The organism is Micromonospora sp. SL4-19 (genome assembly GCF_047921475.1).
GTDB lineage: Bacteria > Actinomycetota > Actinomycetes > Mycobacteriales > Micromonosporaceae > Micromonospora.
This window is the reverse complement of record NZ_JBLROB010000006.1, coordinates 57,023-72,885: the sequence shown is the minus strand read 5'-3', so window position 1 is coordinate 72,885 and position 15,863 is coordinate 57,023. Positions and strand designations below refer to the sequence as shown.

General features: G+C 73.9%; 12 protein-coding genes and 1 pseudogene. 6 read left to right on the top strand and 7 right to left on the bottom strand.

Going from position 1 to position 15,863, the window contains the following annotated elements:
* Positions 1–94: 94 nt before the first annotated feature.
* The 5 genes from ACNAVT_RS11190 to ACNAVT_RS11170 all read right to left on the bottom strand — a co-directional run bounded on the left by ACNAVT_RS11190 (position 95) and on the right by ACNAVT_RS11170 (position 4,500).
* Complete coding sequence (locus ACNAVT_RS11190) at positions 95–1,498, bottom strand: flavin-containing monooxygenase (RefSeq protein ID WP_416295309.1); 1,404 nt, start codon at positions 1,496–1,498, stop codon at positions 95–97.
* Positions 1,499–1,602: 104 nt separating this feature from the next.
* Complete coding sequence (locus ACNAVT_RS11185) at positions 1,603–2,304, bottom strand: endonuclease/exonuclease/phosphatase family protein (protein ID WP_416295307.1); 702 nt, start codon at positions 2,302–2,304, stop codon at positions 1,603–1,605.
* Position 2,305: 1 nt separating this feature from the next.
* Positions 2,306–3,253, bottom strand: coding sequence for an ROK family glucokinase (locus tag ACNAVT_RS11180; RefSeq protein WP_416295306.1), 948 nt, complete (start codon positions 3,251–3,253; stop codon positions 2,306–2,308).
* Positions 3,254–3,325: 72 nt separating this feature from the next.
* Positions 3,326–4,003, bottom strand: coding sequence for a hypothetical protein (locus tag ACNAVT_RS11175; RefSeq protein WP_416295305.1), 678 nt, complete (start codon positions 4,001–4,003; stop codon positions 3,326–3,328).
* 41 nt (positions 4,004–4,044) lie between these two features.
* Entirely contained in the window at positions 4,045–4,500 is a 456-nt protein-coding gene (locus ACNAVT_RS11170) for an SRPBCC family protein (protein ID WP_416295303.1), read from the bottom strand.
* A 179-nt stretch (positions 4,501–4,679) separates the two neighbouring features.
* Here ACNAVT_RS11170 and ACNAVT_RS11165 point away from each other — a divergent pair, with 179 nt between their 5' ends.
* The 5 genes and pseudogenes from ACNAVT_RS11165 (at position 4,680) to ACNAVT_RS11145 (ending at position 11,682) form a co-directional block, all read left to right on the top strand.
* On the top strand, positions 4,680–6,485 hold the full coding sequence (locus ACNAVT_RS11165) for an AMP-dependent synthetase/ligase (protein ID WP_416295302.1): 1,806 nt from the start codon (positions 4,680–4,682) through the stop codon (positions 6,483–6,485).
* 14 nt (positions 6,486–6,499) lie between these two features.
* A pseudogene (locus tag ACNAVT_RS11160) lies at positions 6,500–8,195 on the top strand (GAF domain-containing sensor histidine kinase).
* Between the two features lie 7 nt (positions 8,196–8,202).
* Positions 8,203–8,871 (top strand): response regulator transcription factor, encoded by a 669-nt coding sequence (locus ACNAVT_RS11155; RefSeq protein WP_007072219.1) that lies wholly within the window; start codon positions 8,203–8,205, stop codon positions 8,869–8,871.
* 200 nt (positions 8,872–9,071) lie between these two features.
* The gene (locus ACNAVT_RS11150) at positions 9,072–9,884 is read left to right on the top strand and encodes an SAM-dependent methyltransferase (protein WP_416295301.1); all 813 of its coding nucleotides are present in this window, start codon (positions 9,072–9,074) and stop codon (positions 9,882–9,884) included.
* A gap of 85 nt (positions 9,885–9,969) precedes the next feature.
* Positions 9,970–11,682, top strand: a complete 1,713-nt coding sequence (locus tag ACNAVT_RS11145) for a putative bifunctional diguanylate cyclase/phosphodiesterase (RefSeq protein ID WP_416295627.1) — start codon at positions 9,970–9,972, stop codon at positions 11,680–11,682.
* Here the strand turns inward: ACNAVT_RS11145 and ACNAVT_RS11140 are convergent.
* On the bottom strand, positions 11,642–12,316 hold the full coding sequence (locus tag ACNAVT_RS11140; RefSeq protein ID WP_416295299.1) for a LuxR C-terminal-related transcriptional regulator: 675 nt from the start codon (positions 12,314–12,316) through the stop codon (positions 11,642–11,644). The two genes, ACNAVT_RS11145 and ACNAVT_RS11140, sit on opposite strands and share 41 nt — an antisense overlap.
* Positions 12,268–13,572: a sensor histidine kinase gene (locus tag ACNAVT_RS11135; protein WP_416295297.1), complete on the bottom strand. Its 1,305-nt coding sequence runs from the start codon at positions 13,570–13,572 to the stop codon at positions 12,268–12,270. The genes ACNAVT_RS11140 and ACNAVT_RS11135 overlap by 49 nt, the downstream gene beginning before the upstream one ends.
* A gap of 173 nt (positions 13,573–13,745) precedes the next feature.
* On the opposite strand from ACNAVT_RS11135, the gene ACNAVT_RS11130 reads away from it, so the two are divergent.
* Complete coding sequence (locus ACNAVT_RS11130) at positions 13,746–15,863, top strand: MMPL family transporter (RefSeq protein WP_416295295.1); 2,118 nt, start codon at positions 13,746–13,748, stop codon at positions 15,861–15,863.

Sequence of the window (15,863 nt, the reverse complement as noted above, 5' to 3'; positions counted from 1 at the left end):
TCGTTCGCGACTGCGGGACTCCGCTGCGCTGCTGCTCGCATTCCTGCGCGACCGCGTCCCACGCGAGCCGCCCAGGAATGCTCGTTCCTCGCGCTCACTTGCCCTCCAGCTCGTACAGGGCGCGCTGGAGCGCGCGCAGGTAGTCGGCGTGTCCGACCTCGAACCAGTGCCGGGTGCTGTCCTTGACCTTCCCCGAGTACCGCTCGCCGAGGCCGGCGGTCACCTTGCGGCCGAACGCGGCGGCCCGGTCCGGCCGGGTGGCGCGCAGCGCGAGCAACCGGGCGAAGAGCACGCTCTGCCAGTGCGAGATGGTGAAGACACCACCGTCCGGCTGCACCAGGCCGACCACGGCCAGGGTGGGGTGGCCGGCGGTGAAGGCGTTCAGCCAGAGGCGGGGGCGGCCCGAGCCGTCGGCGTCGCCGAGGACCCGCCCCTCGAGGAACTCGAAGCGCGGCAGGTAGCCGGTGGCGAAGACGACCAGCTCCGGGTCGATCTCCCGCCCGTCGGTCAGCTCCACCGTCCGGTCGTGGAACCGGGCCACGTCCGGCACCGGGGTGATCTGCCCGTGGCCGACGTGGTAGACGAGCTGACTGTTGGCGATCGGGTGGGTCTCGTAGACCCGGTGGTCCGGCTTCGGCAGGCCGAACCGGGTCAGGTCGCCGACGGTCAGTCGCAGCGTCCAGTGGTATAGCCACTGCCGGAGCCGCAGCGGCACCCGCAGCGCGAGCAGCGTGTCGTTGACCTGGTCGGCGGGGCGGCCGAAGACGTACTTCGGGGCGTACCAGTAGCCGCGGCGGCTGGAGTGCCAGCAGCGGGACGCCTGCTGGGCGGCCTCGACCGCGATGTCGCAGCCGGTGTTCCCGGCACCGACCACCAGCACCCGCTTGCCGCGCAACTGGGCCGGGTCCTTGTAGGACGAGGCGTGCATGACCTCGCCGCGGAACTCCTCCAGCCCCTCATAGCGGGGCAGCTTCGGCGACCAGTTGTGACCGTTGGCGAGCACCACCGCCGCGTAGCGGGAGGTGCGCTCCGGGCCGTATCCGCCGGTGCTGCGGGTGGTCACGTCCCACCGGTCCCCCTCGACCGGCTCCACCCGGACCACCTCGGTGCCGAACCAGATGTGCTGGCGCAGGTCGAAGTGGTCGGCGTAGCGCTCGAAGTAGGACAGCAGCTGGGCGTGGTGCGGGTAGTCCGGCCAGTCGTCCGGCATCGGGAAGTCGGGGAACTGGGTGAACGGCCGCGACGAGATGAGGTGGGTGCTGGCGTACACCGGGCTGCGGTCGTGCCGCCAGTTCCACGCCCCGCCGACGCCGGTCTCCCGCTCGTAGCAGTCGACGCCGAAGCCCTGCTCGCGCAGGTTCTTCACGGCGGTGAGGCCGCTGGCCCCGGCGCCGATGACGCAGACGGTGTCGCCACGGTCGGAGACCGGGCGGCCGTCTCCGGTCGGGGCGACCGCCGGATCCGGACCGGGACGGCCGAGGTCGGTGGAGGAGGACACCGGGGAAATCTCCTTTGTGCGGCACGTGTGCCGGGTCGGTGCGAAATCCTGCCGACAATGCCCGCCGTTGTCCAGCCCTGCCGGCGGCGCGCCGGGCCGGTGGTTCAGCCGGCGGCGGGCAGCAGCAGGTCGACGAGGATGGGGAAGTGGTCGCTGGCGCGGCGGGTCCGCGGGGTGTCGACCACGTCGTAGTCGACGACGGTGATGCGCGGGTCGACGAAGAGGGCGTCGATGCGGCGGTGCGGGTTGGCGCACGGGAAGGTGTGCCGGTCCGCCCGGTCCGCGGCGACCGCGGCGTCGGTCAGCCCCTCGGCGACCGTCCGCCACGCCGGCCCGTCCGGCCCCTCGTTGAGGTCGGCGCCGGCGATCACCGGCAGCGCCGCGGCGGCCAGCTCTCGCCGGAACGCTGCCGCCTGGGCCGGGCGCCCCGCCGGGTCGGTGGACAGGTGGGTGCCGGCCAGCAGGAACCGGCTGCCACCCACCAGGCACTCGGCGTACGCGGCGCCGCGCAGGTGCCGCCCCGGCGTCAGCGGGTAGCGCTGGCACCGGGTGCCGAGCACCCGCACCCGCAGGCTGGTCAGCAGCAGGTTGCCCAGGGCGGGCAGGCCGCCGGCCGCCACCACCAGCCCGAACGAGTCGGCCAGCGCGGCGCACTTCTGCCGCCACCGGAACCGCCGCGGCCCCTCCTGGACGATCACCACATCCGGGGCGGCCTCCCGGACCACCTCGGCCAGGGCGGTGGTGTCGTCCCGCCGGCTGTGGATGTTGTACGACACCACCCGCAGCGGCACGCCAGGCGCGGGCACCTCAGATCCGTCGGGCGAGGTCGGCGGCGCCGATGACGCCGGCGGTGTTGCCCAGTTCGGCCGGGCGTACCTCGGCGACGGGAAGGCGGCTGCGCTGGGCCAGAGCGTCGATGAACGACCGGCGGGTCGGGCCGAGCAGCAGGTCGCCCGCCTCCACCACGCCGCCACCGACGACCAGCACCTGCGGGTCGAGGATCTGCGCCATGTCCGCGAGACTGGTGCCGAGCCAGCGGCCGACCTGGGCGAACGCCTCGGCGGAGACCGGGTCGCCGCCCTGCGCGGCGGCGGTCACCATCAGCCCGGTGATCGCTTCGGCCTCGCCGCCGGCCAGCTCCAGCAGGGCGGTGGCCCGGTGCGGCTCCTGGCGGGCGGCGGCACGGGCGAAGCGGACCAGGGCGCTGCCGCTGGCGTACTGCTCGATGCAGCCCAGCCGGCCGCAGCCGCACTGGTGGCCGTCCGGCACGGTGAGCATGTGCCCGAGCTCGGCCGCGATGCCGTTGGCCCCACGGACCAGCTCGCCGCCGAGCACGATGCCGCCCCCGACGCCGGTGCCGATGGTGAACATGACCATCGAGTCGTCGGCGTCCCGACCCGCGCCGTAGCGGAACTCCGCCCACGCGGCCACGTTCGCGTCGTTCTCCACGGTCACCGGCAGGCCGGTGGCGGCGCTGACGTAGTCGCGGAGCGGCTCGTCCCGCCAGGCGAGGTTGGGGGCGAAGAGCACGGTGGAGCGGGTGGCGTCGATCCAGCCGGCCGCGCCGATCCCGACCGCCGCGACGGTCCGGCCGACGGCCAGCTCGGCGACCACCTCGATGATCACGTCCCGGGTCTTGGCCACGTCGTCCGCGGGAGTGTTCCGTCGGGCCTGCGCGAGAACCCTGCCGGTGTCGTCGACGACACCGCCGGCCACCTTCGTGCCACCGACGTCGACTCCGATGGTCAGCGTCACCGCTGCCACTCCCCTCTGCTGTGCTGCCCGGCATCGGCCGAACCGGCCGTGAGATCCCGGGATGTCCGGTGGTCAGGCCCCGTCGCCTGCTGCGTTCTCGCCCACCTCGCCGGGCGCCCGCGAGGCGGGCACCACGGGACGGCCGGCCGGCGGCCGGATCGGCACCGGTCCGTCCGGTCCGGCGGCATCGGCGGGCGGGACGACGGCACCCGGACCGGCCGCCTCCTCCCCCCGGGTGGCGACGGACCACACGTCCTGCTCGGGTACCGGCTGAGAATCATGCCCGGTACTGGTCGCCTCGCGCCACACGTGGTCTCCCGTCGGAGTTCCGGCGGCCGGTTCGCCGGGCTCCGCCGCCCCGGCGGGGGCGGTCGGGGCGGGGTCGGCCGGGGCGAAGGCACGCAGCAGGCTGGCCACGCCGGCAGCCAGGTCACCGGCACCGGTGGCGAGCCGCTCCGCGAACTCCGGGCTGGGGTCCCGCAACGCCGCGATGCCCCGGCAGACCGGGCAGACACAGCATTCGGGCGATCCGGTGGCGAAACCCGCGCCGCCCGTCGTCGCCCCCGACGCCGCCGAGGTCGGGTCGCTGGAGTCGCCCGGGGTGTGACCTAGGACACCCGCGAGGATCCCACCGAGCGGACCCCAGGGCCCCGCTCCGGGCGCGGCGGCGGCCAGCCGGCCGGTGGCCAGCAGCATGGCGACGAGGCGCTCGGCCTCTTCCCGGGCCGAACCCGGATCAGTGGTGCCCATGGGTCGGCTCCTCTCCCGTGGCGACCGGATCGCCGGTCGGGTCAGTGGGCCGCACCGGGTGCTTCTACCCGGAGCTTGAGCTGCTTCAACGCGGCGTCCATGATCATTTTCTCGGCCTTGCGGCGAAACATGCCGAGCATGCCCACGGAGAGCTCCACCTCGAGGGTGTAGGTCACCGTGGTGGTTCCGTCCGCGTTCCCGACCAGGTCGTACGAGCCCCGCTGCGACCTCTGCATCTTCGAGGGCGCCACCAGGTGCCACTCGATCCGGGAGATGTCCGCGGCGTACTCGTAGGCCAGCACGTACTCGTCGGCCATCACGCCGGCGTCGATGGTGAACCGGACCTGGCTGGCGTAGCCGTCCTCGTACTCCTCGATCACCTCCGCCCGCCGGACCGCCTCGGCCCACTCCGGGTAGCTGGGGAAGTCGCAGATGATCGACGCCACCCGGTCCGGTGGCGCGCCGACGATGATCGACTGGGTGGAGGAGTCCGCCATGGGGGGAGGCTACCCGGCGGCGGGCTCGCGCGCGCCGCTCCACCCCGGGGCGTTCACGGGGACCCGTCGGCGACGCGTCCCACCAGCCGGGTGGGCAACCTCCCCACCTCATTCAGCGGAGCGGGCGGGTAGGTTTCGACAGAGCCGGACCCGGCCGGCGCGAGCACGAGGGAGTTCAGGTGCGCGAGTTCTCCGTTCCGCCGATCGTCACCGTCGGCGACGCGGCCAACCTGACCGACCCGGTCTGGGAAAACGCCGAGGCCGCCCCCGACGCCGTGCAGTTCGTCCGGCGGATCGGCGGCGAGGGCAGCCCCCGGGCGGAGGTGACCTGCCGGCAGTTCCGCGACGAGGTCGTCGCGGTTGCCCGCGGCCTGGTCGCCGCCGGCATCTCCCCCGGTGACCGGGTCGGGCTGATGAGCCGCACCTGCTACGAGTGGACCCTGCTCGACTACGCCATCTGGGCCGCCGGCGCGGTGACCGTACCGATCTACGAGACCTCCAGCGCCGAGCAGGCCGCCTGGATCCTCGCCGACTCCGGCGCGGTCGCCGTGGTGGTGGAGACCGCCGCGCACGCCGCCCTGGTCGGCGCGGTCCACGATCGGCTGCCCGAGCTGCGCCACGTCTGGCAGCTCGAGTCGGGCGCGGTGGACGAGCTGACCGCGGCCGGCGGGTCGGTCGACCAGGTCGAGATCGAGGCACGCCGCTCGGCGCTCAAGGCCGACGACCTCGCCACCATCATCTACACCAGCGGCACCACCGGCCGCCCCAAGGGCTGTCTGCTGACCCACCGCAACATGTACGCCGACATCGCCAACGCGGTGCCGGTGCTGCCGAACCTGTTCCGGCAGGGTGCCTCCACCGTGCTGTTCCTGCCGCTCGCGCACGCCTTCGCCCGGCTCATCCAGATCGGCGTGGTGCAGGCCCGGGCCACCATGGCGCCCTGCTCGGACACCAAGAACCTGGTCGCCGAGCTCCAGGAGTTCAAGCCGACGTTCGTGCTCTCCGTGCCCCGCGTCTTCGAGAAGGTCTACAACGGTGCGCGGCAGAAGGCCGAGGCCGAGGGGAAGGGCCGGATCTTCGACCGGGCCGAGAAGGTCGCGATCGCCTACAGCGAGGCGCTGGAGACCACTGCCGGCCCGGGCCTGGCGCTGCGCGCCCAGCACGCGGTCTTCGACAAGCTGGTCTACGGCAGGCTGCGGGCGGCGATGGGTGGCCGGTGCCGCGACGCGATCTCCGGCGGCGCCCCGCTCGGCGCTCGGCTCGGGCACTTCTTCCGGGGCGTGGGGGTGACCATCTACGAGGGTTACGGCCTGACCGAGACCTCCCCGGCCGCCGCCGCGAACCTGCCCACCGCCATCAGGATCGGCACCGTGGGCCGCCCGCTGCCCGGCGTCACCATCCGGATCGACGACGACGGCGAGATCCTGATCTCCGGCGAGCTGATCTTCCAGGGCTACTGGCACAACGAGGCGGCCACCGCCGAGGTGCTCGCCCCGGACGGCTGGTTCCGCACCGGCGACCTGGGCCAGCTCGACGAGGACGGCTACCTGCGCATCACCGGCCGCAAGAAGGAGATCATCGTGACCGCGGGCGGCAAGAACGTCGCCCCGGCGCTGCTGGAGGACCAGGTCCGGGCTCACCCACTGGTCAGCCAGTGCCTGGTGGTCGGCGACCGGCAGCCGTTCATCGCGGCGCTGGTCACCATCGACGAGGAGGCGCTGCCGAAGTGGCTGGCCGCGCACGGCCGGCCGGAGACCACCGGCGTCGCCGAGCTGCGCGACGACGAGGCGCTGCGGGCCGAGGTCCAGGGCGCGATCGACCTGGCCAACCAGTCGGTCTCCCGGGCCGAGGCGATCAAGGTGTTCCGGATCCTGCCGCAGGACTTCACCGAGGCCACCGGCGAGCTGACCCCATCGCTCAAGGTCAAGCGGCAGGTCGTGCAGAAGACGTACGCCGCGGAGATCGCGGATATCTACCGTCGCTGACTACGATCCGTCACGTGCCCACCTCGACCCCCGGCCAACCACAGACGCAGTTCCTCGCCGCTGCCGCGCGCCTGGTTCTTCTGGCGCTGGTCGCCGCCCTGACCCTGTTCGCCACCGGCGACGTGACCGAGCTCTGGTGGATCGCCGTGCTCGGCGTCGCCGGGCTGCCCGCCGTGCTGGCCCCGCAGCACCGGCTGCTCGGGCCGCTCAGCCGCTTCGCCGAGGTGGTGGTCCTCGGCCTGGCCGCCAGCAAGGTCGCCGCCGACACCCACCTGACCGCGGTGACCGACGGGCTGGGCGCCTCGGCGGTGCTGCCGTACCTCGCCGTGCCGGTCACCGTGACGGCGCTGCGCCGCCGGTTCCGGGAGGGCGCGGCGCTGCTCGCCGTGGCCGCGGCCACCCTGCTGGTCAGCGCGGCCCTCACCGACGCCGGCGACGGGCGGCAGCTCGGCCAGCTCGGATATCTCGCGGTCTGCGCCCAGTGGCTGATCCTGGCCGGCCTCGGCCTGTACACGGCCGGCATGCTGCAGCGGGTGATGCGCGTGCGCGGCGAGGGCAAGCCCCAGCCGTACGCGGAGGCGACCCGGCTGCTGACCCAGCTGCGTACGGTCGCCCGCCAACTGCCCGGCGCCACCCTCGACCCGGGCGGCATCTCCGAGCACCTGCTGGAGGAGCTGCGGGTGGTGGCGAAGACCGACCGGGGCGCGGTGCTGTCCGCCAGCGGGGGCGGTCGGCTGGTGGTGCTCGCCCAGATCGGCGCGGACCGGGTGGACTGGGAGACCACGCTCGACGCGGACTCGGCGATCGCCGACGCCTGGGCCAGCCAGCAGCCGCACACCTCGACCCGCTCGCAGGCCCGCTCGCAGCACTCCGGCGAGGTCTCCGCGCTGATCGTGCCGTTGGTCGCCGGGGTGCGGACGGTGGGTCTGGTGGTCATCGAGGCGGACACCGCGCACGCGTACCCGCCGCCGGTGGTCTCCCGGGTGACCGCGCTGACCGGCCCGGCGGCGCTGCGCCTGGAGGCCGCGCTGCTCTTCGACGAGGTGCGGTCGCTGGCCACCAACGAGGAGCGCCAGCGGCTGGCCCGGGAGATCCACGACGGGGTCGCCCAGGAGCTGGTGATGGTCGGGTACGGCATCGACAACGCCCTGGCCACCGTCCACGACGACGCCGAGGAGACCGCCGACTCGCTGCGTACGCTGCGCCAGGAGGTCACCCGGGTGATCACCGAGCTGCGGCTGAGCCTGTTCGAGCTGCGCAGCGAGGTGGACCGGCACGGCGGCCTGGCCGCCGCGATCGCCGAGTACGCGCGCACCGTCGGCGCGTCCGGCGGCCTGCGGGTGCACCTGTCCCTGGACGAGTCCACCGCCCGGCTGCCCGCCGCCACCGAGGCCGAACTGCTGCGCATCGCCCAGGAGGCGGTCACCAACGCGCGCAAGCACGCCGGGGCGTCGAACCTGTGGGTCACCTGTGAGGTGGACCCCCCGTACGCGCAGATCGAAGTGTCGGATGACGGTCACGGCATCGCTGACCAGCGCCACGACGGGCACTATGGTCTTGCGATCATGGCCGAGAGGGCGGAACGTATCCGGGGCCGGCTGGAGATCAGACCACGACGACCCAGCGGCACGACCGTGGCGGTGGTTCTCGGCTCCTCGCCCCGGGCGCGATAAGGTGCGCGGCAGCGTCGCAGCAGCAGAAGGGGAGTAACCCGAGGATGACCACCAGCCCGACACCGGCCACCCGTACCAAGGTTCTCCTTGTCGACGATCACGACCTGATCCGTAAGGGTCTGCGGCACGCCTTCGAGCGAGACCGGCAGTTCGAGGTCGTGGGCGAGGCCGCCACGGCCGCGGAAGGCGTACGCCAGGCCGGCGCGCTCCAGCCGGACGTCGTGATCATGGACCTGCGGCTGCCCGACGGCAGCGGCCTGGAGGCGACCCGCGCCCTGCGCAAGTCCAGCGCCTCGATGGGCATCGTCGTGCTCACCATGTACGCCGGCGACGACCAGCTCTTCGGTGCCCTGGAGGCGGGGGCGAGCGCCTTCGTGCCGAAGACCGCCCCGGCCGACGAGGTGGTGGCCGCCGCCCGGCACGCCGCCTCCTCCCCCAGCGCGTTCACCGCGGCCGACCTGGCCGAGGCCATGAAGCGCCGGCTGGCCCCGTCCGGCCCGCAGCTCTCTCCGCGGGAGGGCCAGGTGCTGCGGCTGCTCGCCGACGGCATGAGCGTCGCCGGCATCGCCAAGCAGCTGTTCGTCAGCGAGTCGACCGCCAAGACGCACATCTCCAAGCTCTACGAGAAGCTGGGCGCCGCCAACCGTGCCCAGGCGCTGATGACCGCGCTGCGGCTGGGTCTGCTGGAGGCCCCGGACGCCCCCAAGTTCTAGCGGCACCCGACAGCTCGACCGGAGAGGCCCGCGACCGCACCCCGGACGCGGGCCTCTCCGGCATTCCGGACGAACGCGGACGGTGAGGAGCCGACCGCGTAGCGACGACGGTCTTTGCAGCGGGAGAACGGGCGGGCAGAATACCCGGGTGGCCCGCGCGGGCGGCAGCTCGCGCGCTGTTGACACAAAGGGGCGAGCGCATGCAGCGGCCGGACTGGGCACCCGACACCATCGACATCGAGCGCCCGAGCGTGGCCCGCATGTACGACTACTACCTGGGCGGCTCGCACAACTTCGCGGCCGACCGGGCCGCCGCCCGGGCGATGGTGGACGCCGTGCCGGAGGCCCCGCTGATGGCCCAGGCCAACCGGGCCTTCCTCCGCCGGGCGGTGCAGTTCCTGGCCGAGTCGGGAGTGCGCCAGTTCCTCGACATCGGCTCCGGCATCCCGACCGTCGGCAACGTGCACGAGGTCGCCCAGCGGATCGACCCGGAGTGCCGGGTGGTCTACGTCGACGTCGACCCGGTCGCGGTGGCGCACAGCCTGGAGATCCTGGCCGGCAACGACCGGACCGCGGTGATCCGGGAGGACCTCCGCCGTCCGGAGGCGATCCTCGGCCACCCCGAGGTCACCCGACTGCTGGACTTCACCCAGCCGGTCGCCGTGATGATCGTGGCGGTCCTGCACTTCATCCCGGACGCGGACCGGCCGGAGGAGATCCTGCGGACGCTGCGGGCGGCGCTGGCCCCCGGCAGCCACCTGGTCATGTCGCAGGCCAGCGACGACGGCCGTACCGGGACGGGCGAGCGGGCCGAGGCCGAGCAGGTCTACCGCCGCACCGACAACCAGCTCTGGATCCGCAGCCGGGCCGAGCTGACCGCGCTCTTCGACGGCTTCGAGCTGGCCGAGCCGGGCGTGGTCTGGGTGCCGCAGTGGCGCCCGGAGTCGCCGGAGCACGCGGAGAACGCCGCGCAGGCGGTCTTCCTGGGCGGCGTCGGGCGACTCGGTGGGTGACGGGCCCGCCGCCGCGACCCGATCCTGCCCCGACACCTTCGCGCGGGCCTGGGCCAAGGCGGTCTCCGGGACCAGCTACCTGCCCATGACCCAGGCCCAGCTGGAGGCCCTGCTCCAGCGACTCACCGAGCGGCTGGCCGCGGCGCTGCGGACCGAGCCGTTCGACCGGCGCGTCGGCCAGCAGGTCGGCGCCGAGCTGGTGCGGGCGCACATCGCCTCCGCCGAGGGCCTGGGCCGCACCATCGAGGTGATCCAGCTTCGCCTGGTCCGTGACCTCGGCCTGGTCGCCGACGACGTCGAGGACCGGATGGCCCGGCTGCTCGCCACGGTCGCCACCGGGTACGCCCGCGCCCTGCGCGACCGCACCCTCGACGAGCAGGAGTCCATCCGCCGGGCCGCGATGACGGCCCGGACGCAGGCCGCCCGGGCGCTGCGGGACAGCGAGGCCCGGTTCCGGCACCAGGCCACCCACGACCCGCTGACCGACCTGCCCAACCGCACCCTGTTCACCGAGCGGCTCACCGCCGCGCTCAGCGAGCCCGGCCGCAGCGCCGACCGGATCGGGGTCTGCTTCCTCGACCTGGACCGGTTCAAGGTGATCAACGACTCGCTCGGCCACCAGGTCGGCGACTCGCTGCTGGTGTCGGTGGCGCAGCGGCTGCGCCGGGCCCTCGGCAAGCATCTGGTGGCCCGGCTCGGCGGGGACGAGTTCGTCATCCTGATCGAGCACACCGGCGGCACCGAGGACGCTGTCAAGGTCGCCGAGGCCGCCCTCGCGGCGGTGCGCGAGCCGGCAGTCGTCGACGGGCACGAGCTGACCGTGTCGGCCAGCATCGGCATCGTGGAGCGGCCGGTGGCCGGCACCACGCCGATGGAGCTGATGCGGGCCGCGGACAGCACCCTGCACTGGGCCAAGGCGGCCGGCGGCGCCCGCTGGTCGATCTTCGACGCCGACCGCAACCGGCAGGAGCTGGCCCGGTACGCCCTCTCCGCGGCCATCCCCGCCGCCCTGGACCGGGGCGAGTTCTACCTCGACTACCAACCGCTGACCTCGCTGCGCGACGGCCGGGTGCTCGGTATGGAGGCACTGGTCCGCTGGCGCCACCCGGAGCTGGGCGTGCTCCAGCCGGACAGCTTCATCGGGCTGGCCGAGGAGACCGGGCTGATCGTCCGGCTCGGCAGCTGGGTGCTCGCCGAGGCCTGCCGGGAGGCCCGGACCTGGTCGGCGGGGCGCGACGGCGCGCCGTTCGTCAGCGTCAACCTGGCCGTCCGTCAGCTGCACCGGCCCGACCTGGTGCAGGAGGTGCGAGGCGTGCTCGGGCGGACCGGGTTGCCCCCCGAGCGGCTTCAGGTGGAGGTCACCGAGAGCACCATGATGAGCACGGTCGCGGAGCCGGTACGTGCCCTGCGCGTGCTCAACGACCTCGGGGTACGTGTGGCCATCGACGACTTCGGCACCGGCTACTGCAACCTGGCGTACCTGCGGGATCTGCCGGTCACCGAGCTGAAGGTGGCCGGCGAGTTCGTGACCGGGATGCGCGCCCCGGCGGACGACCCGGGCAGCCGCACCGACGAGCGGATCCTCGCCTCACTGGTCTCCCTCGCCCACGCCCTCGACCTGACCGTCACCGTCGAGGGCGTGGAAACCGCCGAGCAGGCCGAGCGGTTGCGGGCGATCGGCTGCGACGCCGGCCAGGGCTGGCACTTCGGCCGCCCGGGTCCGGCGGCGCCGCACCTTCGCAGCTCCCTCGCCGGGGTCAGGTCCGCGTCCGCGGCCGGCGGCCGTCCTCCCCGTTGAGGTAGGCCAGCACCGCCAGCACCCGCCGGTTGTCGTCGTTGGACGGCGGCATCCGCAGCTTGCTGAAGATGTTGTTGATGTGCTTGCTGACCGCCTTCTCGGTGACGAAGAGCCGGGCGGCGATCGCCGCGTTCGATCGGCCCTCGGCCATCAGGCCCAGCACCTCCCGCTCCCGCGCGGTCAGCTCCGCCAGCGGCTCCGCCCCGGCCCGGCTGGCCAGCAGCTGGGCGACCACCTCCGGGTCCATCACCGTGCCGCCGGCGGCCACCCGGCCCACCGCGTCGACGAACTGGTCCACGTGGGACACCCGGTCCTTGAGCAGGTATCCGACGCCGCCGAGCCGGTCCGAGAGCAGCTCCCGGGCGTACAGCTGCTCGACGTGCTGGGACAGCACGAGGATCGGCAGCCCGGGGATCTCCGTACGGGCCCGGATGGCGGCCTGCAACCCCTCGTCGGTGAAGGTGGGCGGCAGCCGTACGTCGATCACCGCGACGTCCGGGCGGTGCGCGGTCAACGCGGGCAGCACGGACGGCCCGTTGTCGACGGCGGCGACGACCTGGCAGCCGAACGCCTCCAGGATGCGGATCAGCCCGTCCCGGAGGAGGGCGAGGTCCTCGGCGATGACAACTCGCAAGGCAGCTCCATGCTGACGACGGTGGGCCCACCGGCCGGGCTGGACACCACCATCGTTCCATCGAACGCCGCCAGGCGGCGCCCGATACCCGCCAGGCCGCTGCCCGCCGTCGGGTCGGCACCGCCGCGGCCGTCGTCACCGACCACGATGGTCAGCCGCCCGTCGGCGTGGCCGAGGCGGATCCAGGCCCGGGTCGCCCCGCTGTGCTTGGTGACGTTCGCCAGCCCCTCCGCCACCGCGAAGTACGCCGCGGACTCCACCGGGGCCAGCGGGCGGCCCGGCAGGTCGACCGCCACCTCCACGGGCAACGGCACGGCGAGCGCCAGCGCCCGCACCGCGCCGTCCAGTCCCCGCTCGGCGAGCACCGGCGGGTGGATGCCGCGAACCAGCCCGCGTAGCTCGGCCAGGGCCTGCCCGCTCGTTTCCCGGGCCTCGGCGAGCAGCCGCCGGACCGCGTCCGGATCGCGCTGGACGAGCTGCTCGGCCAGGCCGATGCTCATGCTCAGCGCGACCAGCCGGGCCTGCGCGCCGTCGTGCAGGTCTCGTTCGATCCGCCGTAGCTCCGCCGCCTGGGCGTCCACCGTCTCGGCCCGGGTGACGGTGAGCTGGCGGACCCGCAGCGCCAGCTCGGCGGCCCGGGTCGGCGGCAGGAAGAACCCGGCGAAAGCCGTGTGCAGCCAGACCAGCCAGCGCCCGGCGGCCAGCCCGCCCCACAGGAAGAGCACCCCCAGGGGAAAGCAGAGCAGCGCCTGGAAGAGGTTGCCGATCGGCCAGAACGGGCCGTAGCCCCACCAGTCGACGGTGAGGTACAGCGCCAGCGGCAGCCCGACCACGCCCTCCAGCCCGTACAGCGGAACGACGAACGCGGCCAGGCACACCGCGCCGGTCAGCACGCCGGGCAGCAGCCAGGCCAGGTCCCGCCAGGTGGCCGGATCGGTCACCACCCAGCGGAACCGCCGCCAGGTGCCGAACTGTGCGCCGGCCGGCGCCGGCAGGTACGGCGTGGTCATCTCCACCCCGCTCCAGCCGGCAAGGCGGCGGTGCAGGCCGGTGCAGTGGCGTACCAGCGCGGTGGCCGCCGGGAACAGGGCGAACCCGACGCCGAAGAGCGGGATGAGGGCCAGCGACGCCAGCGACAGCACGAAGAGCGCGACGTGCGTGGTCAACGACAGCAGGAAGATCAGCAACCCCTGCGCGGCGGTGACCGCGCCGGGCCGGATCCACGCACGGATCAATCCGCGTACCGAGCTGTCCACGGGCTCCATTCTCCGCCACCGGCGGCACCCGATCGGTGGTGCTGGCACCACCTCCGGTCGGCGGGATGACACCCCTGACGTCGGCCCCGGCGGCCCGAAGGATCGAGGACGTGACGGGGGTCGGCCCGCGATCCCCGACCCACCCGACCGGTGACGACGAAAGGAAACCCGAGATGTCCCCGCAACGACTGGCCGGCCTGCCGTCCGGCCGCCGCGGCAAGTACGCGGTCCTCGTCCTCTGGCTGGTGCTGCTCGGGGTGGCCGGTCCGCTCGCGGTGAAGCTCAGCGAGGTGCAGGACAACTCGGCGCTCGGCGCGCTGCCGGCCGGCGCCGAAAGCAGCCTGGCCGTGCAACGGGCCGAGGCCGCCTTCCCCGAATCGCGGCGGCCGCTGGCCATCGCCGTCTACGTCCGCGACGCCGGCCTCACCGCGGCCGACCGCGCCCGGGTCGACGCCGATCGCGCCGTCTTCGCCCGGTACGCCGACGGCGGTGTGGTGTCCCCTGCGGTGCCCAGCGCCGACGGTCGGGCCCTGCTGCTCTCCCTCCCGGTCACCGAGGACGACAACCGGCGCGCCGAGGCGGTCAGCGCGCTCAAGGACCGGCTGGCCGACGGTGCGCCGCCTGGCCTGCGGACCGCGCTGACCGGAGACGCGGCCGCCGAACACGACATCTTCGACGCGTTCGGCGGCATGGACGGCGCGCTGCTGCTGGCGACCGCGGCCACCGTCGCCCTGCTCCTGCTGGTCACCTACCGCAGCCCGGTGCTGTGGCTGATCCCGCTGGTCGCGGTCGCCATCGCCAACCAGCTCGCCGGCGGCGTGGTCTACCTGCTGGCCAGGCACGCCGGGCTGGCCGTCGACTTCCAGAGCCAGACCATCCTGACCGTGCTGGTCTTCGGCGTCGGCGTGGACTACGCCCTGCTGCTCATCGCCCGGTACCGCGAGGAACTGCGCCGACACGCCGACCGGCACGCCGCGATGGCGGCGGCGCTGCGCCGCTCGTACGGCGCGGTGTGCGCCTCGGCGGCGACCGTCGCGATCGGACTGCTCTGCCTGCTCGCGGCGGACCTGCCCTCGACCCGCGGCCTGGGCCCGGTCGGCGCGATCGGCATCGGCGCGGCGCTGCTCGCCATGACCACCCTGCTGCCGGCGGTGCTCGTCCTGCTCGGCCGGTGGCTGTTCTGGCCGTTCGTGCCCCGATACACCCCCGACGCCGGCACCCGCGACCGCACCGCCGACCACGGCGTCTGGCGCCGGATCGCCGCACTGGTCGCCAACCGGCCGCGCGCGGTGTGGGTCGGCACCGCCGCCGTGCTGGTCGCGCTGACCTTCGGCATCGGCAACCTCAGCCTCGGCCTGCCCGACAAGGAGTCCTTCACCACCGAGGTCGGCTCGGTCACCGGGCAACGGCTGATCGCGGCCCACTACCCGGGCGGCTCGGCCGCGCCCGCCGAGATCCTGGCCGGCGCCGGCGCGGCCGACCAGGTGCTGGCCGCCGCCCGCGCAGTGCCCGGCGTCGCCGAGGTGGGCACGCCGGAGCGCTCGGCCGACGGCCGGTGGATCCGCGTCCCGGCGGTGCTCGCCGCCGCCCCGGACAGCGGGGCCGCCCAGGACACGGTGACCCGGCTGCGTATCGCCGTGCACGCGGTGCCCGACGCGCAGGCCCTGGTCGGGGGGAGGACCGCGAGCCTGCTCGACGAGCAGCGCACCGTGAACCGGGACAACAGGACGGTCATTCCGCTGGTGCTCGCCGTCGTCCTGGTCATCCTGGTGCTGCTGCTGCGGTCCCTGGTCGCGCCGCTGCTGCTGATGGGGAGCGTGGTGCTGTCGTACGCGGCCGCGATGGGGGCCGCCGGACTGCTGCTCGACGCGCTGGGCCACCCCCGGTTGTTCGTGGGGGTCCCGTTGCAGGCCTTCCTGTTCCTGGTGGCGCTCGGGGTGGACTACACGATCTTCCTGATGACCAGGGCCCGGGAGGAGGCCGCGCTGATCGGCCACCGGCCGGGCATGCTGCGCGCGCTGACGGTCACCGGTGGCGTGATCACCAGTGCGGGGTTGGTGCTCGCGGCCACGTTCGGCGCGCTGCTGGTGCTGCCGCTGGTGCCGTCGGTGCAGATGGGCGTCATCGTGGCCGTCGGCATCCTGCTCGACACGCTCCTGGTCCGCAGCCTGCTGGTCCCGGCGCTGACCCTGGACCTGGGCGCCCGCACCTGGTGGCCGGGCCGGCTGTCCCGCCGGGCACCCCACCCGGCACCGCCGCCCCCGGCCGAGCGGGCCCTGGCCCGAACCTGA

Coding starts and splice junctions, on each gene's coding strand:
- ACNAVT_RS11175 (WP_416295305.1), bottom strand. CDS start 4,003: ATGGGCACCACTGATCCGGGTTCGGCCCGGGAAGAGGCCGAGCGCCTC.
- ACNAVT_RS11170 (WP_416295303.1), bottom strand. CDS start 4,500: ATGGCGGACTCCTCCACCCAGTCGATCATCGTCGGCGCGCCACCGGAC.
- ACNAVT_RS11155 (WP_007072219.1), top strand. CDS start 8,203: ATGACCACCAGCCCGACACCGGCCACCCGTACCAAGGTTCTCCTTGTC.
- ACNAVT_RS11150 (WP_416295301.1), top strand. CDS start 9,072: ATGCAGCGGCCGGACTGGGCACCCGACACCATCGACATCGAGCGCCCG.
- ACNAVT_RS11145 (WP_416295627.1), top strand. CDS start 9,970: ATGACCCAGGCCCAGCTGGAGGCCCTGCTCCAGCGACTCACCGAGCGG.
- ACNAVT_RS11130 (WP_416295295.1), top strand. CDS start 13,746: ATGTCCCCGCAACGACTGGCCGGCCTGCCGTCCGGCCGCCGCGGCAAG.